Source organism: Frigoribacterium sp. Leaf164 (assembly GCF_001423665.1).
GTDB classification, from domain to species: Bacteria; Actinomycetota; Actinomycetes; order Actinomycetales; family Microbacteriaceae; genus Frigoribacterium; species Frigoribacterium endophyticum.
In genome coordinates this window covers 1,544,548-1,567,119 of sequence record NZ_LMOX01000001.1, presented here as the reverse complement: position 1 = coordinate 1,567,119, position 22,572 = coordinate 1,544,548, and the positions used below count along the sequence as shown (strand labels likewise).

The following is a 22,572-nucleotide window of genomic DNA, read 5'->3' as shown; positions in this document are numbered from 1 at the left end:
AGGCGTCCTCAGCCCGTCGCGAGCTCGTCGCCGCGTCCGGCCGACCGGAGGTGCCACTCCGTCTGCACGAGCGCGGAGGCGAGCACGAACCCCGTCATCGACCGGAGGCCGCCGCGCCAGCCGGTCATGTGCTCGGCGACCTCGAAGACCGTGGGGGAGGCCGCGCCCGCGCCCCCGGCGTGCAGGGCGTCGAGCGCGGTCACCGCGTCGAGGGTGCGGTCGGCGCGGTGCGCGACCAGCGCCTCCGCCCGCTCGGCCAGGCCGACGAACCGGTACTCGTGGCCGGGGCAGACCTCGAGGGCGTCCGCTCCGGGCCGGTCGAGGGTGACCATCGCCCGCAGCGAGGCGAGGTGGTCGTCGAGGGGGTTCGACGCGGTGCGGCCGCCGAGGCCGATGCCGGGGTTGATCGTCGGCAGCACGTGGTCGCCGGTGAAGACGAGGCGCTGCTCGGGCTCCACGACGCACAGGTGGCCGGCGGTGTGGCCCGGCGTGTGCACGGCCCGCAGGCGGCGGCCCGCGACCGGCAGCTCGTCGCCGTCGGCGAGCAGCAGGTCGGGGGTGACCGCGGGCAGGGCGCGACCGGACCCCCAGGAGGCGACCAGCGCCTCCGTCAGCTCCCGGGGGGCGCCCCAGCGGGCGACGTCGGCATCGGCGGCGGCCCCGTCGGCGGCGCGCCGGTCGAGGGCGGCGGCCTCGAGGGCGTGCATCGCGACGCGGGCCCCGGAGGCGCGGCGCACGTCGTCAGCGGCCCCCAGGTGGTCGAGGTGCAGGTGGGTGACCACGACGAGCGTCAGGTCGGAGAGCTCGTGGTCGACCGACCGCAGCGCCGCCTCGAGCCGGGGGACGGCGTCGGGCCCGGCCCAGCCCGGGTCGATCAGCGCGAGGGAGCCGTCGGAGCCCTCGACGAGGTAGCTGAACGAGTGGCCCTCGACGCGGTCGCCCACGGTCGACGACAGCGACCAGACGCCGTGCCGCACCTCCTCGAGGGGAGGGAGCGTGCGGGGGCGCAGCGCCTCGGCCTGCACGGGGCTGATCGGGGCGGGAGCGGGCACCCGGCGAGCCTAACGCTGGCGCCGCACCCCCGAGGTGACCCGTCCTGGGCCGCCGGGGCTGCCCCGGGCCCAGGACGGGGCGCCTCGCCGTGCGTCAGCTCATTCGGGGGCGACGTCGACCAGCACCTTGCCGGTCACGCCGGCCTCGACGGCTTCGTGCGCGGCGGCGGTCCGCTCGAGCGGGAACCGGTGGAGCGGCAGCCCGGCCTCCTCGCCGACGGGCAGCGCCCCGTCGCGCACGGCGGCCGTGACGTCCTCGGCGGCGGCCTGGAGGGCGTCCTCGCCGACCGTGTACAGCAGCACGAACTGGTAGCGGGTGTTGGTGCCCATGTTGGCGCGGAGCGGCAGCGAGACCTCGTCGCCGCCGTCGTTCGCGTAGATCGCGACGGAGGCGCGGGGCGCGACGACCGCGGCCACCAGCTCCGCGTTCTGCCGGATCGACACCTCGACGACCACCTGCACGCCGTCCGGGGCGAGGCGGCGGATCTCGGCGGCCGCGTCTTGCTCCCTGTAGTTCACGACGTGGTGGGCTCCGGCGGCGCGGGCGAGGGCCGCCTTCTCGTCGCTCGAGATCGTGGTGATCACCGTGGCTCCGGCCCAGGCGGCCAGCTGGATCGCGGCGTGGCCGACCGCGCCCGCGCCTCCCGAGACCAGGACGGTGACGCCGTCGAGCGCGCCGGGCGACAGGCGCCTGGGGCCGTCCTCGTGGACGGTGAGCGCGCGGTGCGCCGTCATGGCGGGGACCCCGAGGCTCGCGCCGAGGTCGAACGAGGCCCCGTCGGGGAGGGGGACGACGCGCTCGCGGGGGAGGACGGTGTACTGCTGCGCAGTGCCGGTCGCGTGGCCGTTCGCGGAGATGAACGACCAGACCCGGTCGCCGACGGCGAGGTCGGTGACGCCCTCGCCCACGGCGTCGACGACGCCCGCGCCGTCCTGGTCCGGGGTGACCTCGGGGTACGGCGTGGCCTCGCCGGGGCCGGAGCCCTGGCGCGACTTCCAGTCGGTGGGGTTGACGCCCGACACGACGACGCGCACGCGCACCTCGCCGGCGGCGGGCTCGGGCACGTCGCGGTCGACGAGGTGCAGCACGTCGGAGGCGGGACCGGTCTCGGTGTAGATGATCGACTTCATGGGGCCAGTCAACGACCCCGGGCCCGGCGCTGTTCCCAGCCACGCGCCTCCGACGTCGTCGTCCCCGTCGAGGTGACCCGTCCCGGGGCCCCTGCGCCGGTGAGGACGCAGGACGAGTCACCTCGACGCGCGGCGGTCAGCGCGGGCGCGTCGCCGCGTGCGCCGGCGCCCAGCCGAACGCGGGCGCCACGTGGTCGGCCACCGTGCGCAGCAGCCGGGCGTTGTAGTCGACCCCGAGTTGGTTCGGCACGGTGAGCAGCACGGTGTCGGCCGCCCGGACGGCCGCGTCGCCGGCGAGCTGCGCGGCGATCACGTCGGGCTCGCCGACGTAGCTCTTGCCGAAGTGCGACTGCACCCCGTCGAGCAGGCCGACCTGGTCGCGCGAGTCCTGCTGGGCCCGGACGCCGAAGTACCGGACGTCCTCGTCGGTGGTGATCGGGATGACGCTGCGGCTCACCGAGACGCGCGGCTCACGGGCGTGCCCGGCGGCGGCCCACGCCTCGCGGTAGAGCGCGATCTGCTCCGCCTGCAGCTCGTCGAACGGCACGCCGGTGTCCTCCGTCAGGAGGGTGCTGCTCATCAGGTTCATGCCCTGCTCGGCCGTCCACGTCGCCGTCGCGCGGGTGCCGGAGCCCCACCAGATGCGCTCGCCGAGCCCGGGGGAGAGCGGCTCGATCGCGAGCGGGCTCGACCAGCCCGTCATGCGGGGGTCGCTCGTCGCGACCGCGTCGCCCGCGATCGCGGAGCGGAACAGCGCGGTGTGGCGACGCGCCATGTCCGCGTCGGTCTCGCCGTCGGCGGGCACGTGGCCGAACGCCTCGTAGCCGCGCAGCGAGGTCTCGGGCGACCCCCGGCTCACGCCGAGCTGGAGGCGACCCGCGCTGATCAGGTCCGCGGCCGCGGCCTGCTCGGCCATCGAGAGCGGGTTCTCGTAGCGCATGTCGATGATGCCGGTGCCGAGCTCGATGCGGCTCGTCCGCGTCGCCATGGCGGCCAGCAGCGGGAACGGGCTGGCCAGCTGCTTCGCGAAGTGGTGCACGCGCACCGACGCCTGGTCGATGCCGATCTCCTCGGCGGCGACCGCCAGCTCGATCGACTGGACCAGCGCCTCCCGGGCGGTCGGGGTCCTCGACCCGGGGACGTCCTGGTAGTGCCCGAACGACAGGAACCCGATGCTCTTCTCCATGCTCAGCGCCAACCCCGCGGGCCCCGCCCCCATTCCGTCATGACGGCACAGGTGACGAGACGGGGCCGCGCCGCTAGCGTGGGCGGGGTGGAGAACCGATTCCGTGTCGACGGCGACGACCTCGGCATCGACCTGCGCGCCTCGTCCGTGACGCTCGGCAGCGACGGGGTGGTCGACGCCACCGTGGTCGCCGAGCGCCTGCCGGCCGACGTCGACTGGTCGGACGCCCCGCCCCGCCTGCACTTCCGCGACGTGCCCCTGAAGTTCGACGGGGCCACCTTCGGCGCGACCGTCGACGACGACCTGCTCGACGAGCACGACATCGCCTTCTGGCTCGAGGGCCGGGAGGACGTCCACGGCGTGCTGAGCCTCGGGGCGGGCGACCGGCTGCGCTTCGTCGGCACGACCCACGTCACGGGCGAGCCGAAGGCCTGGCGCCTCGACGTCTCGATCCGCTTCGGCGGCTCGGGCCGCACCCCCGCCGTCTGAGCACGCCCCGGTCACGGGCCGGCGCGGAGCAGGCACGGGCGGGCACGGGGCAGGCACCGAGGAGTCGCGGGCGAGGAAGATGGACCGCATGAGCCCCCGACGCCCCCGCCCCGGTCGCCCCGGCCGCACCGCCGCCGCCCGCACCGAGCACGCCTCCGCCGCCCGCACCGCCCGCCTCCTCGCCGCGGCCCTCGGCGGCAGCGGCGTCCTCCACCTCGTCGCACCCGCGACCTACGACGCCGTCGTGCCGCGCAGCATGCCCGGCCCCGCCCGCTTCTGGACCGTCTCCTCCGGGGTCGCCGAGATCGTCGTCGCGGCCGCGCTCGCCTCCCGCCCCACCCGCCGCGTCGGGGGCGCGCTCGCCGCGGCCCTGTTCGTCGCCGTGTTCCCGGCCAACGTGTCGATGGCGACGCGGTCCCTGCAAAGCGCCCGCGCCTCCCGCGTGCGCCGCGTCGTGACCCTCGTGCGCCTGCCGCTCCAGGTGCCGCTCGTGACGCGGGCCCTGCTCGTGCGGCGGGCCGGCTGAACGCGCTCCCACCGGGCGCGACCGTACCTGCCGGTACGGTGGACGCCGACCGACCGGGCTGACCACCGCCCGGCCGCCCGGCGCTAGGAACCGCACGCCGCCCACCCCGCCCCCCACCGACGGCCCCGCCGCACGGAAGGCCCCACCATGACGACCATCGACCTCAACGCCGACCTCGGCGAGGGCTTCGGCCGGTGGACCCTGGGCGACGACGAGGCCCTGCTCGACGTCGTCACGAGCGCGAACGTCGCCTGCGGCTTCCACGCCGGCGACCCCGAGTCGCTCCTCCGCGTCGTGGGGCAGGCGCACCGGCGCGGTGTCGTCGTCGGCGCGCACGTGTCGTACCGCGACCTCGCCGGCTTCGGGCGCCGCTACCTCGACGCCTCGCCCGCGGAGCTCGTGGGCGACGTCGCCTACCAGGTGGGCGCCCTCGACGGCCTCGCCCGGGCCGCCGGCACGGCCGTGCGGTACGTCAAGCCGCACGGGGCGCTCTACACGACCATCGCCCGCGACGACGACCGCGGAGCCGCCCACGCCGACGCGGTCGTCGAGGCCGTGCTGCGGGTCGACCCGGCGCTCGCCGTCGTGGGGCTGGCCGGGTCGGCCTTCCTCCGCCGCGCCTCCGCCGCGGGACTCGTCACCGTGCCCGAGGCCTTCGCCGACCGCGCCTACACGGCGTCGGGCGAGCTCGTGCCCCGTCGCGAGCCCGGGGCGGTGCTGCACGACCCCGCCGAGATCCGCGACCGCGTCCTCCAGCTCGTCGAGACGGGGCGGGTCACCTCCGTCGACGGCCAGGAGGTCGAGGTCGACGCGCGCACGGTCTGCGTGCACGGCGACTCGCCCGACGCGGTCGAGGTCGCGCGTGCCGTGCGCACCGGCCTCGAGGAGGCGGGGGTCGCCCTGCACTCCTTCGTCACCGTCCCGGGGGCGTCGGCGTGAGCGGCGACGACCGCTCCGGCTCCGCCGACCGGCACGGCGGCCTCCCGCGGGAGCCGCGCATCCTGCCCCTCGGCACGGACGGGGTCCTCATCGAGACCGCCGACCTCGACGAGTCGCTGGCCCTCTTCGGCGCGCTCCTCGCGCAGCCCGTGGCGGGGATCCTCGACGTCGTGCCCGCGCCGCGCACCGTCGCCGTCCGCTTCCTGCCCGCGCTGCTGCCGGTCACCTCCCTGCTCTCGGTGATCCGGTCGCTGCCGAGCTCGCGCGACGCCGCGACCGAGGGGCGCCTCGTCGAGATCCCGGTGCACTACGACGGCGACGACCTCGCGGAGGTCGCCGAGCTCAGCGGGCTGACGGTCGAGGAGGTCGTCCGCCGCCACACCGGCGCCGTCCACACCGTCGCCTTCACCGGCTTCGCGCCGGGCTTCGCCTACCTCTCCGGCGGTGACCCCGCCCTCGCCGTGCCGCGACGGGCCGTGCCCCGCACCCACGTGCCCGCCGGCGCCGTGGCCCTCGCGGGCGAGTTCTGCGGCGTCTACCCGCGCGAGAGCCCGGGCGGCTGGCAGATCGTGGGCCGCACCGAGGTCGCCCTCTGGGACCTCGCCGAGCGGGTGCCCGCGCTGCTGCAGCCGGGCATGCGGGTGCGCTTCGTCGACGTCACAGCGAGCACCGGCGACCGGCCCGACGCGGCCGTGGCGCCGGCCGACGGGGCCGTGGTGCGCTCCGCGTCGACCCGGGCCGCGTCGTCGCCGGTCGCGCCGCCGCCCCGTCCCGACCGGGCCCTGCTCGTCGACCGCCCCGGCCCGCACACGATCCTCGAGGACCTCGGCCGCCCCGGCCGATCCGGCCTCGGGGTCTCCCGCTCCGGGGCGATGGACCACCGGGCGCTCCGCGAGGCGAACCGCCTCGTCGGCGCCGCCACCGGCTCGGCCGCGCTCGAGCTGGCCTACGGCGGCCTCGAGGCGACGGCGCGCGGCGACCTCGTGCTCGCCGTGGCGGGCGCTCCCGTGCCGATCACGGTCACCGGGCCCGCCGGCCCGCGCCCTGCCGTGGTGGGCGCCGCGTTCGCGCTCGACGACGGCGACGTGCTCACCGTGGGGGCGCCTCCCCGGGGCGTCTACTCGTACCTCGCCGTCCGCGGCGGCTGGGAGGCCGAGCCGGTGCTCGACAGCGTCTCGGGCGACGTGCTCGCCGGGCTCGGCCCGCAGCGGGTGCGCCCCGGCGACGAGCTCGCGGTGGGCCGAGCCTGGGCCGAGAGCGTCGCCGCCGCGGCGCCCGACGTGCAGCGCACGGTCTCGGCGCCCGACGAGGTGACCTTCCTCGACGTCGTGCTCGGGCCGCGGGACGACTGGTTCACGCCCGAGGCCGTCGAGCTGCTGACCGAGCAGCGCTTCACCGTCACCGCGCAGTCGAACCGCATCGGCCTCCGGCTCGAGGGCGAGCGGCCCCTCGAGCGCCTCGTCGCCGACGGGCTGCCCGCCGAGCTGCCGAGCGAGGCGACCGTCTCGGGGGCCCTGCAGGTGCCGCCCTCCGGCCACCCCGTGCTCTTCATGGCCGACCACCCGGTGACGGGCGGCTACCCGGTCGTCGCGTGCGTCGTGGGCGACCAGCTCGACCGGGCCGCCCAGGTGCCGATCGGCGCCCGCGTGCGGTTCCGGGTGGTGCCCGGGCCCGACCTCGGGCGGGGCCGCCGCGGCGACCGGCAGGACGACCACCTCGACGAGCGCCTCGCGGCCGAGCGGGGGACGGAACGGTGATCAAGCTCCTCATCGCCGAGCGCGGCGAGGTCGCCGTGCGCATCGCCCGCGCCTGCGCCGACCTCCAGCTGCCCTCGGTCGCCGTCTACACGGCCGACGACGCGGCCGCCCTGCACGTGCGCGCGGCCGACGAGGCCTGGGCGCTCGAGCCCGCCGACGCGATCAACGCCGCCGACGCCCTCGGCGCCGACCCGGCCGTCGGCCCCGGCGGCGGCTCGCCCGGCGGCGGCTCCGCCGGCGCGTTCCCGGTCGGCCGGCCCGACGCCTACCGCGACATGCAGGCGATGCTCGACGCCGCCGTGCGCAGCGGCGCCGACGCGGTGCACCCGGGCGCGGGCCCGCTCTCCGAGAGCGCCGAGTTCGCGCGCCGCGTCGTCGCCGCCGGGCTCACCTGGGTCGGCCCGGACCCCGCGACGATGGAGGTGCTCGGCGACAAGATCGCCGCGCGCGCCCTCGCCGACTCGGTCGGCGCCCCGCTCGTCGTGGGCACCTCCGGGCCGGTCCGGCGGCCCGACCAGGCCGTCGCGTTCGCCCAGCGCCACGGGCTCCCGATCGCCCTCAAGGCGGCGAACGGGGGAGGCGGCCTGGGGCTCCGCGTCGCGCGTCGCCTCGACGAGGTGGCCGACCTGCACGACAGCGCGGTGCGCGAGGCCGTCGCCGTCTTCGGCCGCGGGGAGTGCTTCGTCGAGCAGTACCTCGACCGGCCCCGGCACGTCGAGGCCCAGGTGCTCGGTGACGGCGAGGGCGGGGTCGTCGTCGTCGGCACGCGCGAGTGCTCGGTGCAGCGCCGGCACCAGAAGCTCCTCGCCGAGGCCCCGGCGCCCTTCCTCACCGACGAGCAGCTGGCCGTCGTCGTCGACGTCAGCACGGCCGTCTGCGGGGCCGTCTCGTACCGCGGCGCCGGCACCGTGGAGTTCCTCGTCTCGCAGGTCGGCCAGGTGTCCTTCCTGGAGGTCGGCACGGCGCTGTCCGTCGAGCACGCCGTCACCGAGCTGACGACCGGGGTCGACCTCGTCCGGCAGCAGCTGCTGCTCGCCGACGGGCGGCCCCTCGAGGTCGCCGCGGCCCCGCCGGTGCTCGGGCACGCCCTCTCGTTCCGCGTCACGGCGGAGGACCCGGGCCGCGGCTTCCTGCCGGCTCCGGCCCCGGTCGCCCGTCTCGAGTTCCCCGGCGGGCCGGGCGTCCGCGTCGACGCCGGCGTGGCCCCCGGCGACGACGTCCCGCCCGGCCGCGACTCGCTGCTGATGACCCTCTCGGTCTGGGGCCGCGACCGTGACGAGGCGCTGCGCCGCTCCCGACGCGCCCTCGACGACCTCGTCGTCGACGGCCCCGCGACCTCCGCGCCCTTCCACCGACGCCTCCTCGACGACCCCGCCTTCGCCCCGCCCGGCGACGAGGCCCCGACCGTGCACACCCGCTGGATCGAGACGGAGTGCCCCTGGCTCGACGGCCTCGCGGTCCGGACGCCGGAGGCGCGGGCCACGCCCGTCGTCCTGCGCACCTGGGTCGAGGTGGCGGGCCGCCGCGTCCCCGTCGTGCTGCCCGCCGAGCTGGCCGACGTCGAGGTCGTGGCCGCGATGGTCGCCGCCGTCGTCGGCGAGGACGACCCCGTCGACCGCCCCGACGACGGGGGACACGTCACGGCCCCGTAAGCTGGGAGAGCGCCCAGAGCCGAGCGCGTGCCCGCACCGTCCCCCGCACCACCGGAGCCGCCGCCATGTCCTCTCCCGTCTCGTCGTCGTCCGCGCCCACGGGCGCGCCGGCACCCCGCTCCGGCGTCGCCGGACGCCTCGACTCCTGGTTCGAGGTCACGGCCCGCGGCTCCAGCTGGGCCCGCGAGATCCGCGGCGGCGTCGTCACCTTCGTGACGATGGCGTACATCGTCATCCTCAACCCGCTGATCCTCGGCGGGTTCAGCGCCGACCAGGCCGCGCAGGACGTCGCGGGCGGCTGGCTGCAGAACGCCCAGGTGGGCGCCGTCACCGCCCTCACCGCGGGCGTCATGACCATCCTCTTCGGGGCGGTGGCGCGCCTCCCGTTCGCCTTCGCGGCCGGCCTCGGCATCAACTCGTTCCTCGCGGTCACCGTCGTGCAGGACGTCACCTGGCCCGAGGCGATGGGCCTCGTCGTCATCAACGGCCTCGTGATCACGATCCTCGCCGTCACCGGCCTCCGCGGCCTGATCTTCAACGCCGTCCCCGCCGCGCTCAAGACGGCGATCACGGTCGGGATCGGCCTCTTCATCGCGTTCATCGGGCTCGTCGACTCCGGCTTCGTCCGCACCAGCGGCTCCGCGTCGCCGCCCCTCCAGCTCGGCTCCGCCGGCTCCGTCGCGACGCTGCCGACCATCACCTTCGTCATCGGGCTCGTCGTGATCGGCGTGCTGATGGCCCGCCGCGTGCGCGGGGCGATCTTCATCGGCATCGTGGCCACCACGGTCATCGCGATCGTGCTGCAGGCGATCTTCCAGGTGCCGACGTCGAACGGGCAGAACCTCGACGACTGGAACCTCAACGCCCCCGTCATGCCGACCCAGATCGTGGCCCTGCCCGACCTGTCGCTCATCGGCGACATCAGCTTCGGCGCCTTCGCCCGCATCGGCGTCCTCTCGGCCGTGATGCTGGTCTTCACGCTGGTCTTCACGAACTTCTTCGACGCGATGGGCACGATGACCGGCCTCGCCAAGGCCTCCGACGTCGCCCGACCCGACGGCACCTTCCCCCGCCTGAAGAGCGCGCTCGTCATCGAGGGCGTCGGCGCGATCGCCGGCGGCGCCACCAGCTCGTCGTCGAACACGGTCTTCGTCGAGTCGGCCTCGGGCATCGGCGAGGGCGCCCGCACCGGCGCGGCCTCGGTCGTCACCGGCCTGCTCTTCGTGCTCGCCATGTTCTTCACGCCGCTGACGCAGGTCGTGCCGCTCGAGGTGGCCGCCTCCGCGCTCGTCATCGTGGGCGCGCTCATGGTCTCGCAGATCAAGGACGTCGACTGGACCGACTTCTCCGTCGCCCTGCCGGTCTTCCTCACCATCATCACCATGCCGCTGACCTACTCGATCGCCAACGGCATCGGCGTCGGCTTCATCAGCTGGGTGATCGTCCGGGCCGCCTCCGGCAAGGCGCGCGAGATCAGCCCGCTGCTCTGGATCGTGTCGCTGGGGTTCCTCGTCTACTTCGTGCGCGGCCCGATCGAGGCCCTGGTCGGCTGAGCGGGGCGGCGGTACCGTGGGCGGCACGCGGCGGCGACGACGCTGCCGCCCCTGACCGAGGAGGCGCACCGTGCCCCGCATCACCCCCGTGCTCTGGTTCGACGGCGAGGCCGAGGCCGCCGCGACGTTCTACGTCTCGCTCTTCCCCGGTTCCCGTGTCACCGACGTCTCCCGGTACCCCGACGACTTCCCCGACCCGGCCCTCGCCGGCCAGGCGCTCGTGGTCGAGTTCGAGCTCGACGGCCAGGGCTTCCAGGGGCTGAACGGCGGGCCGGGGCACGCCCCCTCCGACGCCGTGTCGTTCTCGGTGCCGGTCTCCGACCAGCCCGAGCTCGACCGCCTGTGGGACGCCCTCGTCGCCGACGGCGGCGAGGAGGGCCGCTGCGGCTGGCTCACCGACCGCTGGGGCTTCTCCTGGCAGATCGTCCCGAGCGCCCTCGGCGAGACCCTCGGCGGCCCGGACCCGGAGGGGGCGGCCCGGGCCATGGCGGCCATGATGGGCATGGGCCGGCTCGTGGTCGACGACCTGCGAGCCGCCTACGCGGGCACCTGACCCGACCCGCGCCTCCCCGGGGCTACCAGTCGTGGATGGTGCCGTCGGCCAGGCGGTTGTAGGGCAGGTACGCCTTCTCGTACGGGTACTTCCCGGCCTCGTCGACGTCGAGCTCGACGCCGAGCCCCGGCTGCTCGCCCGGGTGCAGCATGCCGCCCTCGAACGTGAACGACTGCCGGAAGACGCTGTCCGTCCGCGAGCCGTGCTGCATGTACTCCTGGATCCCGAAGTTGTGGATCGACAGCCCGAGGTGCATCGCCGCCGCCATGCCCACCGGCGAGATGTCGGTCGGGCCGTGCATGCCCGACCGGATCTGGTACTGCGCGGCGTACTCGAGCACCCGCTTGAGGTGCGTGATGCCGCCGGTGTGGGTGACGGCGCTCCGCACGTAGTCGATCAGCTGCTCGCGGATGATCTGCTGGTAGTCCCAGACGGTGTTGAAGATCTCGCCGATCGCGAGCGGCGTGGTCGTGTGCTGCCGCACGAGGCGCAGGGCCTCGGGGTTCTCGGCGGGCGTGACGTCCTCGAGCCAGAAGAGGTCGTAGGGCTCGAGGCTCTTGCCGAGCGACGCGGCCTGGATCGGCGTCATGCGGTGGTGGCCGTCGTGCAGGAGGGGGATCTCCGGCCCGAACTCGGCGCGCACGGCCTCGAAGACGGTGGGCACGTGGCGCAGGTACGAGCGGGTGTCCCAGTCCTCCTCGTTCGGCAGGGCGCCGCGCTGGGCCGGCTCGTGGTCGTAGCGCACCCCGGCGTTGGCGTCGAAGGTGGCGTTCGAGGCGATGCCGTAGATCGACGTGAGCCCGGGCACGCCGGTCTGCACGCGGATCGCGCGGTAGCCCTGCTCCTGGTGCTCGCGCACGCTGTCGAACAGCTCGGGGAGGTCCTTGCCGGAGGCGTGGCCGTAGGCCAGCAGGCCGGTGCGGGAGGCGCCCCCGAGCAGCTGGTAGAGCGGCATGCCGGCGACCTTCGCCTTGATGTCCCAGAGGGCGACGTCGACGGCGGCGATCGCGGCCATCGTGACGGGGCCGCGCCGCCAGTAGGCGCTCCGGTACAGGAACTGCCAGGTGTCCTCGATGCGGGCGGCGTCCCGGCCGAGGAGGAGCGGCACGACGTGCTCGGAGAGGTAGGCGACGACCGCGAGCTCGCGGCCGTTGAGGGTGGCGTCGCCGAGGCCGGTGACCCCGTCGTCGGTCGTGAGCTTGAGGGTCACGAAGTTGCGGTCGGGGCTGGTGACGATCACCTCGGCCTTGTCGATCTTCATGCGGGGCGACTCCTTCGTCGGCGGGCGTGGTGCCACCGAGTCTGGCAGGCCGCCCGGCCGGGCGTCAGCCCGCTCGGCCCTTCTGCGGCGCGGTCGGCACGGGCGGGGTGGGCGGAGACGGCGGCGTGGGCGGTGCGGACAGCGCGGGCGCCGCACCGCGGGCGGCCGCGTCGGCCTCCCGCGCGAGCAGGGTCGCCCCCGCCACCGCGGCCGGCATCACGAGCACGGCTCCGAACGGCACGAGGAACGAGAGCCAGGTGACGGTGCCGAAGCCCAGCGTGTGCGCCCGTCGGAGGCCCAGCGCGCGCCTCCGCTCGCGGAGGGTCCGGCCGCGGGCGTCGAACGCGAAGCCGGTGAGCTCGACGGTGAGGAACCACCCGCCGGTCACGGCGGCCAGCACCGGCACGACCGTCTGCCCGACGACGGGCACGAAGCCGCCGACGAAGAGGAGGAGGCCGATCGAGGCGGTCGCGAGCAGCAGCCGCAGCGAGTCGCCGACGCTCTTCGCGAGCCCCCGCCAGAACCCGGTGCCGAGGTCGGCCGGGGCGTCGCCCTCGCGGCGCTCGACGTGCCGCCAGATCCTCTCGTAGAACGGGTCTCCCACCAGCAGGGTCACGGCGGTGAAGGTGAACACGGCGAGCAGCACGGCGAGGGCCGCCACGGCGAGGCCGATGACGAGGCGGACGACCTGGGCCTCCCACTCGGGCCACGAGTCGGCGAACGGGGTGAGCGCCACGGCGACGTCGTCGGCGTAGCCGTTGACGAGCACGAGCAGCCCGACGAAGACGAGGCCGACGATCACGGCGGGGACGGCGCCGAGCAGCATCAGGCGCGGCGACGTGCCCCAGAGGCGCAGCCCGCGGCCGAGCAGGGCCGCGCCCGACCCGAACTCGCGCACGACCGACATGGGCCGAGCGTACCGGGCGTCGCCGACGCGGGCCGGGTCGGTCGGGTCGGTCGGGGGCCGGTCGCGGACCGGTCACGGGTCAGAGCACCTCGAGCGGTACGGCCGCGGTCGGGGCGGGGAAGGCCCGCTCGAGCTGCACGAACGCCTGGTCGTCGAGGTCGACGTCGAGCGCCGCCGCGTTCTCGCGGGTGTGGGCGGCGCTGCCGGCCTTCACGGCGACGCAGACGTCCGGGGCGAGGCGCAGCACCCAGGCGAGCGCCAGCTGGGCCGGCGTCACGCCGAGGTCGTGGGCGACCGACACGACGACCGGGTGGTCGAGCAGCTCGCCGTGGTCGACGGGGGAGTACGCCATCAGCGGCACGCCGTCGGCGCGCAGCCGGGGCAGCAGGTCGAACTCGGGGCCGCGGCGGGCGAGGTTGTAGAGCACCTGGTCGGTCTGGGGGCCGGAGGCGCGGGCCGGGCCGCCGGAGCCGGTCGCCACGGCCAGGTCGTCCAGGTCGTCGACGTCGAAGTTGCTGACGCCCCAGGCGCCGATGGCGCCCTCCTCGACCAGTGCCTCCATCGCCTCCACCGTGTCGGAGAGGGGGTGGCCGCCCCGCCAGTGCAGCAGGTAGAGGTCGAGACGGTCGGTGCCGAGGCGTCGGAGGCTCGCGTGGCAGGCGTCGACGGTGCCGCGGCGGCTGGCGTTGCCCGGCAGCACCTTGCTGACCAGGAAGACCTCGTCGCGGCGGCCGGCGATCGCCTCGCCGACGAGGGCCTCCGCGGCCCCGTCGCCGTACATCTCAGCGGTGTCGACGAGCGTGAGGCCGAGGTCGAGCCCGGTGCGGAGGGCCTCCAGCTCGGCGGCGCGGCGGCGCGGGTCGTCGCCGAGGTACCAGGTGCCCTGGCCGAGGGCGGGGGCGGTGCGGCCGTCGGGGAAGGTCACGGTGGGCGGGGCGGTCGTGGTCACCCGACCAGTCTGCGCCGGGAACACGCGGGCGGGCCGGGCGGTTGGCCCTCCCCGTGCAGACGACAGAACGAGCCCAGCCCGCCACCGGCAGCGTCCCCCGCCCCCGCGCCTCCCGGCGGTCCGGCGGCCGCGGCGGCGGAGGGTCGGCGGGGCTGGTCGTGTACGCCCTCACGCTGCTCGTGCTCGTCGCGAGCGGCTCGGCCCCGTCGCCGCTCTACCCGATCTACCAGGAGGAGTGGTCGCTCTCGCCGCTCGCGCTGACGGTGGTCTTCGCGGTCTACGTCGCGGGCCTGCTGGCGACCCTGCTCACCGCGGGCCGGCTCTCCGACCACGTCGGGCGTCGGCCCCTCGTGCTGGCCGGCCTCGCGGTCTCCGTGTCGGCGATGCTCGTCTTCTCCGTGGCCACGGGCGACCTGGCGCTCGTCGTCGCCCGCGTGCTCCAGGGCCTCGCCATCGGCCTCGCGACCGGGGCCCTCGGCGCCGGCATGATCGACCACCAGCCGGCCTCCCGCCCCGCCCTCGCGGCCTTCCTCAACGGCGTGACCCCGCCGGTCGCGCTCACCGTCGGGGCGCTGACCAGCGGGCTCCTCGTCGAGTTCGGGCCGCTGCCCGAGCGCCTCGTCTTCCTCGTGCTGGCGGCCGCGATGGTGGCGTGCGGGGTCGCGGTGGCGTTCGTCCCCGAGCGCGTGCCCCGCGCCTCCGGGGCCCTGCGGTCGCTCGTGCCCACCGTCACGGTGCCGGGGGAGGCGCGGCGCGTCTTCGTCGCGGTCGTCGGCTGCATGATCGCGAGCTGGGGCCTCGGCGGCATGTTCCTCGCCTTCGCGGGCACGATCCTGCGGACGACCTTCGACGTGTCGAGCCCGGCGCTGACCGGGGCCGCGATCGCGCTCTTCACCGGCTCGGGGGCGCTGACGGGGCTCGCCATCCAGCGCGTCGACGCCGCGAAGGCGCTGCGCGTCGGGGTCGTGGCCCTCGTCGTCGGGCCGATCGGCATCGTCGCGGCGCTCTGGACGGCCTCCGTGCCGTTGTTCGTCGTGGCGGCCGTGGTCGGCGGCGTCGGGTTCGGCGCGGGGTTCCAGGCGGCGCTGCGGCTCGTGCTCGCGGAGGCGCCCGTCGACGCGAGGGCCGGCGTGCTGTCGAGCGTCTACGTGGCGAGCTACCTGGCGTTCGGCGTGCCGAGCGTGCTCGCCGGCGTGTTCGTCCCCGTCGACGGGCTCGACGCCGTGCTCAGTGCGTACGGGGCCTTCGTCGTCCTCGCCGCCGTGGTCGCGGCGGTGCTGCAGCGCGTGGCCCGTCGCGCCCGCCTCGCCGAGCTGCGGGCGGACGCCGTCGACGCCGAGCACCGGCGGCGCGGGGCCGGGGCCCGGGCCGGGCAGGCGTAGGCAGGCCCCGCGGTCTCTCCCCAGGGCGGCTGAGCGGCGTCCCTCCACACCGGGGCGCCGCGCGGGTGGTCCCCAGGGCGCGCGCCGGCCACCGCCTCCCTCGGCTCCGGGCCGCCACGGTGGTCGGCATGACCCCCACCGAGAGAACCGTCCCCCGCCTGCCCGACCGCGACTCCGCCACCACCCTGGAGGAGTGGGCTGCCGTCGTCTGCGACGAGCCCTGCGACGAGGACCTGCTCTACGTCGTCCTCGTCGACGTGGCGCGCGAGCCCTGCCAGAGCGTGCTGCGCCTCCGCGGCCAGCCCCGCCTCCCGTACGGCCGCGACGTCGACGTGCTCGAGCGGCTGCTCCGCGACCAGGCGTCGGCCTGTCGCGCGCGCGGCCTGGCGCTGGTCTGGCAGCGGGCCCTCGAGTCCGACCTCGACGACCTCGCCGTCTCGACCTGGGCCCGCGGGGTCTCCGATCGCCTGGCGTCGGGCGGGCTGCGGCTGCACGGTCAGGTGCACCGGTCGCCGTCGGGGTTCGCCCCGGCCCGCCCGCTCAGCGGCGAGCTGGCCGAGCACGTGCTGCCCGACGGCATGGCCGGCCTGCTGCCCGACCAGCGGCCGGTGATGATGCGCAACCCCCACCACTGAGCGGCGGCCCGACCACCAGCGCTGCTCGGCCACGGACACGAGGAGGCGCGACCCGGCCGGGTGCCGGGTCGCGCCTCCTCGAGCGGGCCGCGAGGGCCCGTGTGCGGCTAGGCCGCTTCCCAGGTGGCGTGCACCACCGCGCGGGCCAGGGTGTGGTCGCGGATCGTGAAGGCCAGCAGCGTGGGGGTGGCGCCGGCGTCGACGCCCGTCGTCTCGACGTCGAGCGCGTGCACGGCGACGAAGTAGCGGTGCGGCCCGTGGCCCTGCGGCGGGGCCGCGCCGAGGAAGCGGCGGAGGCCCGCGTCGTTCGGCAGCTGGTAGGCGCCCTCGGGCAGCCCCGAGCCGTCGTCGTCACCGGCCCCGGAGGGCAGCGAGGTCGTCGTCGCGGGCAGGTCGGCCACGGCCCAGTGCCAGAAGCCGGCCGCCGTCGGGGCGTCGGGGTCGTACACGGTCACCGCGTAGCCCTTGGTGCCCTCGGGGGCGCCCGACCACGAGAGCTGCGGGCTGACGTCCTCGCCGCCCGCGCCGAAGATGCCGCTCACCTGGGGCGTCGACAGCACCCCGCCGTCGACCAGGTCGGTGCTCGTCAACGTGAACGACGGCACCTCGGAGATGCTGTCGTAGGGGTTCGTGCGCGGGTCGCTCATTCGTCTCCTCCTGCCGCGGCGTCGAGCCGCTGGATCTCGTCGGCCGACAGCTTGACCGTGGCCGCCGTCGCCGAGTCCATGATGGTCTGCGGTCGTCGCGAGCCGGGGATCGGCACGACGAGCTCGCTCTTCGAGAGCTCCCAAGCGAGCGTCAGCACCTGGGGGCTGAGGCGCCGCGCGTTCGCGATCTCCGCGAAGACGGCGTGCTTCGACCCGAGCTCAGCCGCGTCGGTGATGCCGCCGAGGGGGCTCCACGGCAGGAAGGCGATGCCCATCTCGTCGCAGAGGGCCAGCTCGACCTCGCTCGACCGGAAGGCCGGCGAGTACTGGTTCTGCACCGACACGAGACGGCCGTCGAGCACCTCGTTCGCGAGGCGGATCTGGTCGACGTCGGCGTTCGAGATGCCCGCCATGCGGATCACGCCCTCGTCGAGCAGCTCCGCCAGGGCGCCGATCGAGTCCGCGTACGGCACGGCCGGGTCCGGGCGGTGGAACTGGTAGAGGCCGATGGTCTCGACGCCGAGGCGCTGCGCGGACGCGCGTGCCGCCTCCTTCAGGTAGGCCGGGTCGCCGTTCTGCGACCAGTCGCCGGCCCCGGGGCGGAGGTGGCCGCCCTTGGTCGCGACGAGCACGTCCGACGTGTCGCCGTGGTAGCTCGCGAGCGCCCGGGCGACGAGCGACTCGTTGTGGCCGACCTCGTGCGCGCCGGGCTGGTGGTAGGCGTCAGCGGTGTCGATCAGGGTGATGCCCTGCTCGAGGGCGGCGTGGATCGTCGCCACCGCCTGCTTCTCCTCCGGCCGGCCCTCGATCGACAGGGGCATCGCCCCGAGGCCGATCGCGCTGACGGTGACGTCTCCGATGGTCCGTGTCCTCATGCTGTTCTCCTGTTCACCACGCGTAGTCCTCGGGCGCCGTGCGGTGCCCGGGGAAGATCTCGTCGAGACGCCCGCGGGCGTCGTCGTCGAGTCGGATGTCGACGGCCGCGACGGCCGACTCGAGCTGCTCCATCGTGCGCGGGCCGGTGATGGGCCCGGTGACACCCGGCTGGTGCAGCAGCCACGCCAGGGCGAGCTCGCCCGGGGCGTGGCCGAGGTCGTCGGCCAGGGCCTCGTAGCGCTCGAGCTGCTCGCGGTGCTCGGCCACGTACTCGGCCGCCCGGCCCTCGAGGCGCCGGACGCCCTGGTCGGCCTTCCGGACGACTCCGCCCAGCAGGCCGCCGTTCAGGGGCGACCACGGGATCATGCCCAGGCCGTAGGCGCGGGCCGCCGGCAGGGTCTCACGCTCGACGTCGCGGACGATGAGGTTGTAGATCGACTGCTCGCTGACGAGGCCGGTGAAGTGCCGGGCCTTCGCCGCCTCCTGCGCCTGCGCGATGTGCCAGCCGGCGAAGTTGCTGCTGCCGGCGTAGAGCACCTTGCCCTGCTGCACGGCCACCTCCATCGCCTGCCAGATCTCCTCCCACGGCGTCTCCCGGTCCACGTGGTGGAACTGGTAGAGGTCGATGTGGTCGGTCTGCAGCCGCGTGAGGCTCTCGTCCAGCGCCCGCCGGATGTTCAGCGCGCTGAGCTTCCCGCCGTTCGGCCAGTCGCTCATGTCGCCGTAGAGCTTGGTGGCGAGCACCGTCTTCTCGCGGCGGCCGCCGCCGCCGGCGAACCAGCGGCCGATGATCTGCTCGGTGACGCCCTCGCCCTTCTGCCAGCCGTAGACGTTCGCCGTGTCGAAGAAGTTGACGCCCAGGTCGTGGGCGCGGTCCATGATCGCGTGGGAGTCGGCCTCGGAGGTCTGCGGCCCGAAGTTCATCGTGCCGAGCACCGCCCTCGAGACGGACAGCCCCGTGCGTCCCAGATGTGTGTAGTCCATGGCTCCTGGCTACGCCCTCGGGCCGGTGACCGCTCACAGCTGGTGCCTGATCCCCACCTGCGCCGGCCCGCGGGCCCGCTGACCCCCGCGTGCCCAGGCGCTTGGCAGGCGGCACGGCGGGCCCTGCCAGCCCGACCGCCTACCGTCGGGGCATGTCGACCCGCAGCACCACCGCCTCCGGCACCCGACGCGCCCGGGCCCGCGACCGCTACGTCGCGGCCAGGGCCCGCCTCGACGCGTGGCCGCGCCTCCGCGTCGCCTACAAGGTGCTCGTCGCGCTCGTGGGCCTCCTCGTCGTGGCCCTCGGGCTCGTGCTCGTCCCGCTGCCCGGCCCGGGGTGGTTGATCGTCTTCGTCGGGGTGGCCGTGCTCGGCACGGAGTTCCCCGCGGCCCACCGGGTCACGCAGGCCGTGCGACGGCTCGGCCGCCGGCTGCACCTGCGCTGGCGGGCCTGGCGCGTCGCCCGCTCCGCCCGGGCCGCCTGACGCACCGCGCAGGCTGCGCGCCCGTCCGTCCAGCCGACGCACGAGAGGGGCCCCCTGCCTGAGCAGGGGGCCCCTCGTCGTCGGCGTGGCTAGTGCTGAGCGACGTACGCGACGGGCTCGGGCAGGCCGGCCTGGGCGCGGATGCTCCGCGAGAGCCGCTCGATCGCGGTGAGCGCCGCGACGACGTCGTCGGCCGTCATGGGGAACGGCATCGAGTGGATCGTCTCCGACTCCACCGTGGCGGCCTCCGCCACCGCCCGGAGCTCGTCGTGGTCGTCGACGGAGAGCCCGATCTCGGTGAGGGTGTTGGGAAGGCCGACGCGGGTGGTGAAGACGACGAACTCCTCGATCTCCTGACGGGGAGCGCCCTCCAGCACGAGCTGCGTCATCGAGCCGACGTTGACCTTCTGCCCGTGGGTGAGGCCGTGCGTCTGCGGAGCCGCGGTCAGCCCGTTGTGGATCGCGTGGGCGGCGGCGAGGCCCCCCGACTCGAAGCCGAGGCCCGAGAGGAGCGTGTTCGCCTCGACGAGGTCCTCCAGGGCCGGCGTGACGACGTGGTCGCGCACCGCCTCGAGGGCCGAGAACGCGTTCTCGTGGATGATCTCCCACGACAGCTGGGCCAGCGCCACGCCCGTCTTCGTCGCCAGGCCGCCCGCCATGGTCGTGGCGTGTGCCCGCGACGAGGCCCGCGCCTCCAGCCAGGTCGCCAGGGCGTCGCCGATGCCGGCGACCAGGAACTTCTCCGGGGCGTTCGCGACGAGCTGGGTGTCCACGAGCACGAGGTCCGGGTTCCGGGGGAAGAAGCGGTACTCGAGGAACTCGCCCTCCTCCGAGTACACGACGGCGAGGGCGGAGGTCGGGGCGTCGGTCGAGGCGACCGTGGGCACGCTCACCCACCGGACGCCGGCGAGGTGGCCCGCCGCCTTCGCCGCGTCGATGGCGCTGCCGCCCCCGATGCCGACGACGACGTCGGCCTCGGTCGACCGGATCTGCCCGGCGAGTTCGTCGATGGCGGCCGGGGTCGCGAACCGGCCGAAGCCGACCCTCTCGACGCGCAGCTCCGAGCCGCCGAAGCTCGTCTCGACGGCGTCGCCGACGAGTCCCCAGACGACGTCGTCGGAGACGATCAGGGGCGACGAGCCGATGGCGGCGACGAACTCGCCGAGGCGGGTGATCGCGTCCTTCCCCTGGACGTAGCGGGCGGGGCTCATGACGGTGCGGACCGGTGTGGTCATCGTGTCTTCCTCTCTCGACGGGGTCGCGCCCGACGGTACGCGGCGGCTCTGGACGGCCCCTGGCGACGCCCAGCCGCCTCCCGGCGGGCCGGGACCCGCGGTTCAGGCCCCTCCCGGTAAAGTCCGTCAGGTGACGCCCAGCCCTGCCTCCGCGACCCCGTACGAGGTGCTCGGCGTGCCCGCCGGCGTCAGCGACGACGAGCTCCGCCGCGCCTACCGCCGCCTCGCGCGCGAGACGCACCCCGACCTCGGCGGCAGCGCGGCGGCCTTCCGCTCCCTCCAGCTCGCCTGGGAGCAGGTCGGGACTCCGGAGGCGCGGGCCGCCTACGACCGCCGCCGCGGCCCCGCCACGTCAGGGTCCCGCGCCCCGGGGCCCGGCACCGCCGGCGGCGTCCCGTTCAGCTGGGCCCCTCCGGCCCGCGACGCTCCGCGCACGGGCTCCCAGCCGCGTGCCCGCGTGCACGGCCACCCCGGGGGCGCCAACCGCGAGCGGTACCTCGACCTCATGCGGGAGTGGGTCGGTCGCGGCGTGCCCCTCGACGACCCCTACGACGAGCAGCTCGTCCGCACCGCCCCGCCCGAGATCCGCCACGTCCTGGCGGACGCGCTCGCCGAGGAGGCGACGGTGGCCGTGGTCACGGGCCTGGGCATCGGCTACACGATCTGGAGCGACGTCGACGCCGGCGACGAGGGCAAGCTCGACCACGTCGTGCTCGGCCCGTCGGGCCTGTTCGCCGTCCAGTCGTCCGACTGGGGGAGCGAGCTCGTCGTCTCCCGGGGCGAGCTGGTCGGCAGCGGCGTGCCCGAGCACGAGCAGCCCGTGCGCGACCTCACCCGCCAGGCCCGCGCCGTGCGACGTGCCACGCGCGTCTCGTTCACGCACCAGCTGATCGTGGTGCCCGACGACGACTTCCCGCCGGCCCTCGAGCAGGTCGGCCGCGGTCGACGCGGCTCCACCTGGGTGCTGCGTCGGTCGCTGCTGGCGCACGTCCTGACGTACGGGCCCGAGCTCGGCGACCGGACCTCGATCAGCGACGTCTTCGAGGTGCGCGAGCGACTGCAGCAGTCCATCCGCTTCGTCTAGGCCGTGGCGGCCGCCCGGTCGTTCCACGGAACGCCCGGCTGACGCGTCGACCAGCGGCCCTGGCCCGGCCCCGGGCGGCGACCTCGTCGTCCCCGCCCCGGGCGGGAGGGTGGGGGATGGTCCGACATCGGGTTCCGGACCAGCCCCCGGGTTCTCGTTCGGAGCCTCCGCCGGATCGGATGGGTCGTGCCCGCCACCTCGCCGGGTCCGCTCCCGGCGGCGTGTGGCAAGCTCGCGGGGTGACCATCCACGGACCCGCTGACGGCTGGGTCGAGACCTCCGACGGCCGACGTTTCTGGGGCCGAGCGGGCGCCGCCGGCCTGCTCGTCGTCGACGCCGACGACCGCGTCCTCCTGCAGCACCGCGTCGAGTGGAGCCACCACGGCGGCACCTGGGGTCTGCCGGGCGGCGCCCGCCAGTTCGACGAGACCGCGGTCGAGGGCGCCCTCCGCGAGAGCGGCGAGGAGGCCGCCGTGCCCGGCGACGCCCTGCGGCTCGTGTTCGAGTCCGTGCTCGAGGTGCCGCCGTGGTCGTACACGACCGTCGTGGCCCGGGTCGAGCGGCCGTTCGAGGCCGTGATCTCCGACGCGGAGAGCATCGAGCTCGCCTGGGTGCCCCGCGCCGACGTCGCGGCCCTGCCGCTGCACCCCGGCTTCGCGGCGTCCTGGCCGGGGCTCGAGGCCCAGCTCGACCTCGCCCCGCACCTCGTCGTCGACGCGGCCAACGTCGTGGGCTCTCGCCCGGACGGCTGGTGGCGCGACCGTGCCGGGGCCGCCACGCGCCTCCTCGGGGCGCTCTCGGCCGCGGCCCGCACGGGCCTGCCGGCCGACCTCGTGCTGGCGGAGCCCCCGACCGGGGCGGGCGCCGCGACCTCCTGGTGGCCGCACGTCACCGTCGTCCTCGAGGGGGAGGCGCGGGGCGCGGCGGAGACCGCCGACGGCCCCGAGGCCCGCACCTCGGGCACCGCGGCCCACCCCGTCACGGTCGTGCGGGCGCCCGCCGACGGCGACGCCGCGATCGTCGAGGTCGTCGACCGTCTGCGCACCGGCGGCGGACAGGTCGTCGTCGTGACGGCCGACCGCGAGCTCGGCGACAGGGTACGGGCCCGGGGGGCCGACGTGGTGGGCCCGGGCCGCCTGCTCGCGGCCCTCGACGCGCTGCCCGCGAGCTGAGGCGCCGGCGGCGCCGCACGCGACCCACCGCACGCCGCCCACCGAACGCCGCACACGCCGACGCGACGCCGTGGTCGCCCCGGAGGGCGACCACGGCGTCGCGTCGGCGGTGCCGCA

Annotated in this window: 22 protein-coding genes; 12 read left to right on the top strand and 10 right to left on the bottom strand. The window is 75.7% G+C overall.

The window, feature by feature from the left end; all coding sequences use genetic code 11:
- Positions 1–8: 8 nt before the first annotated feature.
- The 3 genes from ASF82_RS07090 to ASF82_RS07080 form a co-directional block, all read right to left on the bottom strand.
- Entirely contained in the window at positions 9–1,052 is a 1,044-nt protein-coding gene (locus ASF82_RS07090; RefSeq protein WP_082514377.1) for an MBL fold metallo-hydrolase, read from the bottom strand.
- A gap of 99 nt (positions 1,053–1,151) precedes the next feature.
- A complete protein-coding gene (locus ASF82_RS07085; protein ID WP_056055177.1) occupies positions 1,152–2,183 on the bottom strand; it encodes an NADPH:quinone reductase in 1,032 nt (343 codons plus the stop codon).
- Between the two features lie 136 nt (positions 2,184–2,319).
- A complete protein-coding gene (locus tag ASF82_RS07080; RefSeq protein WP_056055173.1) occupies positions 2,320–3,369 on the bottom strand; it encodes an LLM class flavin-dependent oxidoreductase in 1,050 nt (349 codons plus the stop codon).
- A gap of 87 nt (positions 3,370–3,456) precedes the next feature.
- Between ASF82_RS07080 and ASF82_RS07075 the strand changes: the two genes are divergently transcribed.
- The 7 genes from ASF82_RS07075 to ASF82_RS07045 all read left to right on the top strand — a co-directional run bounded on the left by ASF82_RS07075 (position 3,457) and on the right by ASF82_RS07045 (position 10,838).
- The gene (locus ASF82_RS07075) at positions 3,457–3,858 is read left to right on the top strand and encodes a hypothetical protein (RefSeq protein ID WP_056055167.1); all 402 of its coding nucleotides are present in this window, start codon (positions 3,457–3,459) and stop codon (positions 3,856–3,858) included.
- Positions 3,859–3,946: 88 nt separating this feature from the next.
- Positions 3,947–4,384, top strand: coding sequence for a hypothetical protein (locus ASF82_RS07070; protein WP_056055969.1), 438 nt, complete (start codon positions 3,947–3,949; stop codon positions 4,382–4,384).
- Positions 4,385–4,531: 147 nt separating this feature from the next.
- A complete protein-coding gene (locus tag ASF82_RS07065; RefSeq protein WP_056055165.1) occupies positions 4,532–5,323 on the top strand; it encodes a LamB/YcsF family protein in 792 nt (263 codons plus the stop codon).
- Positions 5,320–7,080 carry a carboxyltransferase domain-containing protein gene (locus tag ASF82_RS07060; RefSeq protein WP_082514376.1) on the top strand — a complete coding sequence of 587 codons (1,761 nt, stop codon included), beginning with the start codon at positions 5,320–5,322 and terminating at the stop codon, positions 7,078–7,080. The genes ASF82_RS07065 and ASF82_RS07060 overlap by 4 nt, the downstream gene beginning before the upstream one ends.
- Positions 7,077–8,732 (top strand): biotin carboxylase N-terminal domain-containing protein, encoded by a 1,656-nt coding sequence (locus tag ASF82_RS07055; RefSeq protein WP_056055162.1) that lies wholly within the window; start codon positions 7,077–7,079, stop codon positions 8,730–8,732. Before ASF82_RS07060 ends, ASF82_RS07055 begins: the two co-directional genes overlap by 4 nt.
- 65 nt (positions 8,733–8,797) lie before the next feature.
- Positions 8,798–10,285, top strand: coding sequence for an NCS2 family permease (locus ASF82_RS07050; RefSeq protein ID WP_167259285.1), 1,488 nt, complete (start codon positions 8,798–8,800; stop codon positions 10,283–10,285).
- A gap of 70 nt (positions 10,286–10,355) precedes the next feature.
- On the top strand, positions 10,356–10,838 hold the full coding sequence (locus ASF82_RS07045) for a VOC family protein (RefSeq protein WP_056055159.1): 483 nt from the start codon (positions 10,356–10,358) through the stop codon (positions 10,836–10,838).
- 22 nt (positions 10,839–10,860) lie between these two features.
- On the opposite strand, the gene manD is transcribed toward ASF82_RS07045, so the two are convergent.
- The 3 genes from manD to ASF82_RS07030 all read right to left on the bottom strand — a co-directional run bounded on the left by manD (position 10,861) and on the right by ASF82_RS07030 (position 13,955).
- Complete coding sequence (gene manD, locus ASF82_RS07040) at positions 10,861–12,099, bottom strand: D-mannonate dehydratase ManD (RefSeq protein WP_056055157.1); 1,239 nt, start codon at positions 12,097–12,099, stop codon at positions 10,861–10,863.
- A gap of 64 nt (positions 12,100–12,163) precedes the next feature.
- Positions 12,164–13,006, bottom strand: coding sequence for an EI24 domain-containing protein (locus ASF82_RS07035; RefSeq protein ID WP_082514375.1), 843 nt, complete (start codon positions 13,004–13,006; stop codon positions 12,164–12,166).
- A gap of 79 nt (positions 13,007–13,085) precedes the next feature.
- Complete coding sequence (locus tag ASF82_RS07030; RefSeq protein WP_056055154.1) at positions 13,086–13,955, bottom strand: aldo/keto reductase; 870 nt, start codon at positions 13,953–13,955, stop codon at positions 13,086–13,088.
- Between the two features lie 53 nt (positions 13,956–14,008).
- On the opposite strand from ASF82_RS07030, the gene ASF82_RS07025 reads away from it, so the two are divergent.
- Both ASF82_RS07025 and ASF82_RS07020 read left to right on the top strand, forming a co-directional pair.
- Positions 14,009–15,337 carry an MFS transporter gene (locus ASF82_RS07025; protein WP_056055149.1) on the top strand — a complete coding sequence of 443 codons (1,329 nt, stop codon included), beginning with the start codon at positions 14,009–14,011 and terminating at the stop codon, positions 15,335–15,337.
- Between the two features lie 128 nt (positions 15,338–15,465).
- Positions 15,466–15,972, top strand: coding sequence for a hypothetical protein (locus ASF82_RS07020; RefSeq protein WP_056055146.1), 507 nt, complete (start codon positions 15,466–15,468; stop codon positions 15,970–15,972).
- A gap of 107 nt (positions 15,973–16,079) precedes the next feature.
- Here ASF82_RS07020 and ASF82_RS07015 read toward each other — a convergent pair whose 3' ends face one another.
- Genes ASF82_RS07015 through ASF82_RS07005 form a run of 3 tightly spaced genes read right to left on the bottom strand, consistent with a single transcriptional unit; the run spans position 16,080 to position 18,479 of the window.
- A complete protein-coding gene (locus ASF82_RS07015) occupies positions 16,080–16,619 on the bottom strand; it encodes a YbhB/YbcL family Raf kinase inhibitor-like protein (RefSeq protein WP_056055145.1) in 540 nt (179 codons plus the stop codon).
- Positions 16,616–17,494 carry an aldo/keto reductase gene (locus ASF82_RS07010; RefSeq protein WP_056055142.1) on the bottom strand — a complete coding sequence of 293 codons (879 nt, stop codon included), beginning with the start codon at positions 17,492–17,494 and terminating at the stop codon, positions 16,616–16,618. The genes ASF82_RS07015 and ASF82_RS07010 overlap by 4 nt, the downstream gene beginning before the upstream one ends.
- 13 nt (positions 17,495–17,507) lie before the next feature.
- A complete protein-coding gene (locus tag ASF82_RS07005) occupies positions 17,508–18,479 on the bottom strand; it encodes an aldo/keto reductase (protein ID WP_056055139.1) in 972 nt (323 codons plus the stop codon).
- 152 nt (positions 18,480–18,631) lie between these two features.
- Here ASF82_RS07005 and ASF82_RS07000 point away from each other — a divergent pair, with 152 nt between their 5' ends.
- Complete coding sequence (locus ASF82_RS07000) at positions 18,632–18,964, top strand: PGPGW domain-containing protein (RefSeq protein ID WP_056055136.1); 333 nt, start codon at positions 18,632–18,634, stop codon at positions 18,962–18,964.
- 89 nt (positions 18,965–19,053) lie between these two features.
- Here the strand turns inward: ASF82_RS07000 and ASF82_RS06995 are convergent, their stop codons facing one another.
- Positions 19,054–20,199, bottom strand: a complete 1,146-nt coding sequence (locus tag ASF82_RS06995; protein ID WP_056055134.1) for a glycerol dehydrogenase — start codon at positions 20,197–20,199, stop codon at positions 19,054–19,056.
- 130 nt (positions 20,200–20,329) lie between these two features.
- Between ASF82_RS06995 and ASF82_RS06990 the strand changes: the two genes are divergently transcribed.
- Complete coding sequence (locus ASF82_RS06990; protein WP_056055131.1) at positions 20,330–21,283, top strand: nuclease-related domain-containing protein; 954 nt, start codon at positions 20,330–20,332, stop codon at positions 21,281–21,283.
- 239 nt (positions 21,284–21,522) lie between these two features.
- Complete coding sequence (locus ASF82_RS06985; RefSeq protein WP_235491183.1) at positions 21,523–22,455, top strand: NUDIX hydrolase; 933 nt, start codon at positions 21,523–21,525, stop codon at positions 22,453–22,455.
- Positions 22,456–22,572: the final 117 nt, after the last annotated feature.

Excerpts from the sequence above, each read along its gene's own strand:
- ASF82_RS07085 (WP_056055177.1), bottom strand. The coding sequence starts at position 2,183 with ATGAAGTCGATCATCTACACCGAGACCGGTCCCGCCTCCGACGTGCTG.
- ASF82_RS07035 (WP_082514375.1), bottom strand. The coding sequence starts at position 13,006 with ATGTCGGTCGTGCGCGAGTTCGGGTCGGGCGCGGCCCTGCTCGGCCGC.
- ASF82_RS07065 (WP_056055165.1), top strand. The coding sequence starts at position 4,532 with ATGACGACCATCGACCTCAACGCCGACCTCGGCGAGGGCTTCGGCCGG.
- ASF82_RS07015 (WP_056055145.1), bottom strand. The coding sequence starts at position 16,619 with ATGAGCGACCCGCGCACGAACCCCTACGACAGCATCTCCGAGGTGCCG.
- ASF82_RS07020 (WP_056055146.1), top strand. The coding sequence starts at position 15,466 with ATGACCCCCACCGAGAGAACCGTCCCCCGCCTGCCCGACCGCGACTCC.
- ASF82_RS07070 (WP_056055969.1), top strand. The coding sequence starts at position 3,947 with ATGAGCCCCCGACGCCCCCGCCCCGGTCGCCCCGGCCGCACCGCCGCC.
- ASF82_RS07005 (WP_056055139.1), bottom strand. The coding sequence starts at position 18,479 with ATGGACTACACACATCTGGGACGCACGGGGCTGTCCGTCTCGAGGGCG.
- ASF82_RS07000 (WP_056055136.1), top strand. The coding sequence starts at position 18,632 with ATGTCGACCCGCAGCACCACCGCCTCCGGCACCCGACGCGCCCGGGCC.
- ASF82_RS06995 (WP_056055134.1), bottom strand. The coding sequence starts at position 20,199 with ATGACCACACCGGTCCGCACCGTCATGAGCCCCGCCCGCTACGTCCAG.
- ASF82_RS07080 (WP_056055173.1), bottom strand. The coding sequence starts at position 3,369 with ATGGAGAAGAGCATCGGGTTCCTGTCGTTCGGGCACTACCAGGACGTC.
- manD (WP_056055157.1), bottom strand. The coding sequence starts at position 12,099 with ATGAAGATCGACAAGGCCGAGGTGATCGTCACCAGCCCCGACCGCAAC.
- ASF82_RS07050 (WP_167259285.1), top strand. The coding sequence starts at position 8,798 with ATGTCCTCTCCCGTCTCGTCGTCGTCCGCGCCCACGGGCGCGCCGGCA.
- ASF82_RS07010 (WP_056055142.1), bottom strand. The coding sequence starts at position 17,494 with ATGAGGACACGGACCATCGGAGACGTCACCGTCAGCGCGATCGGCCTC.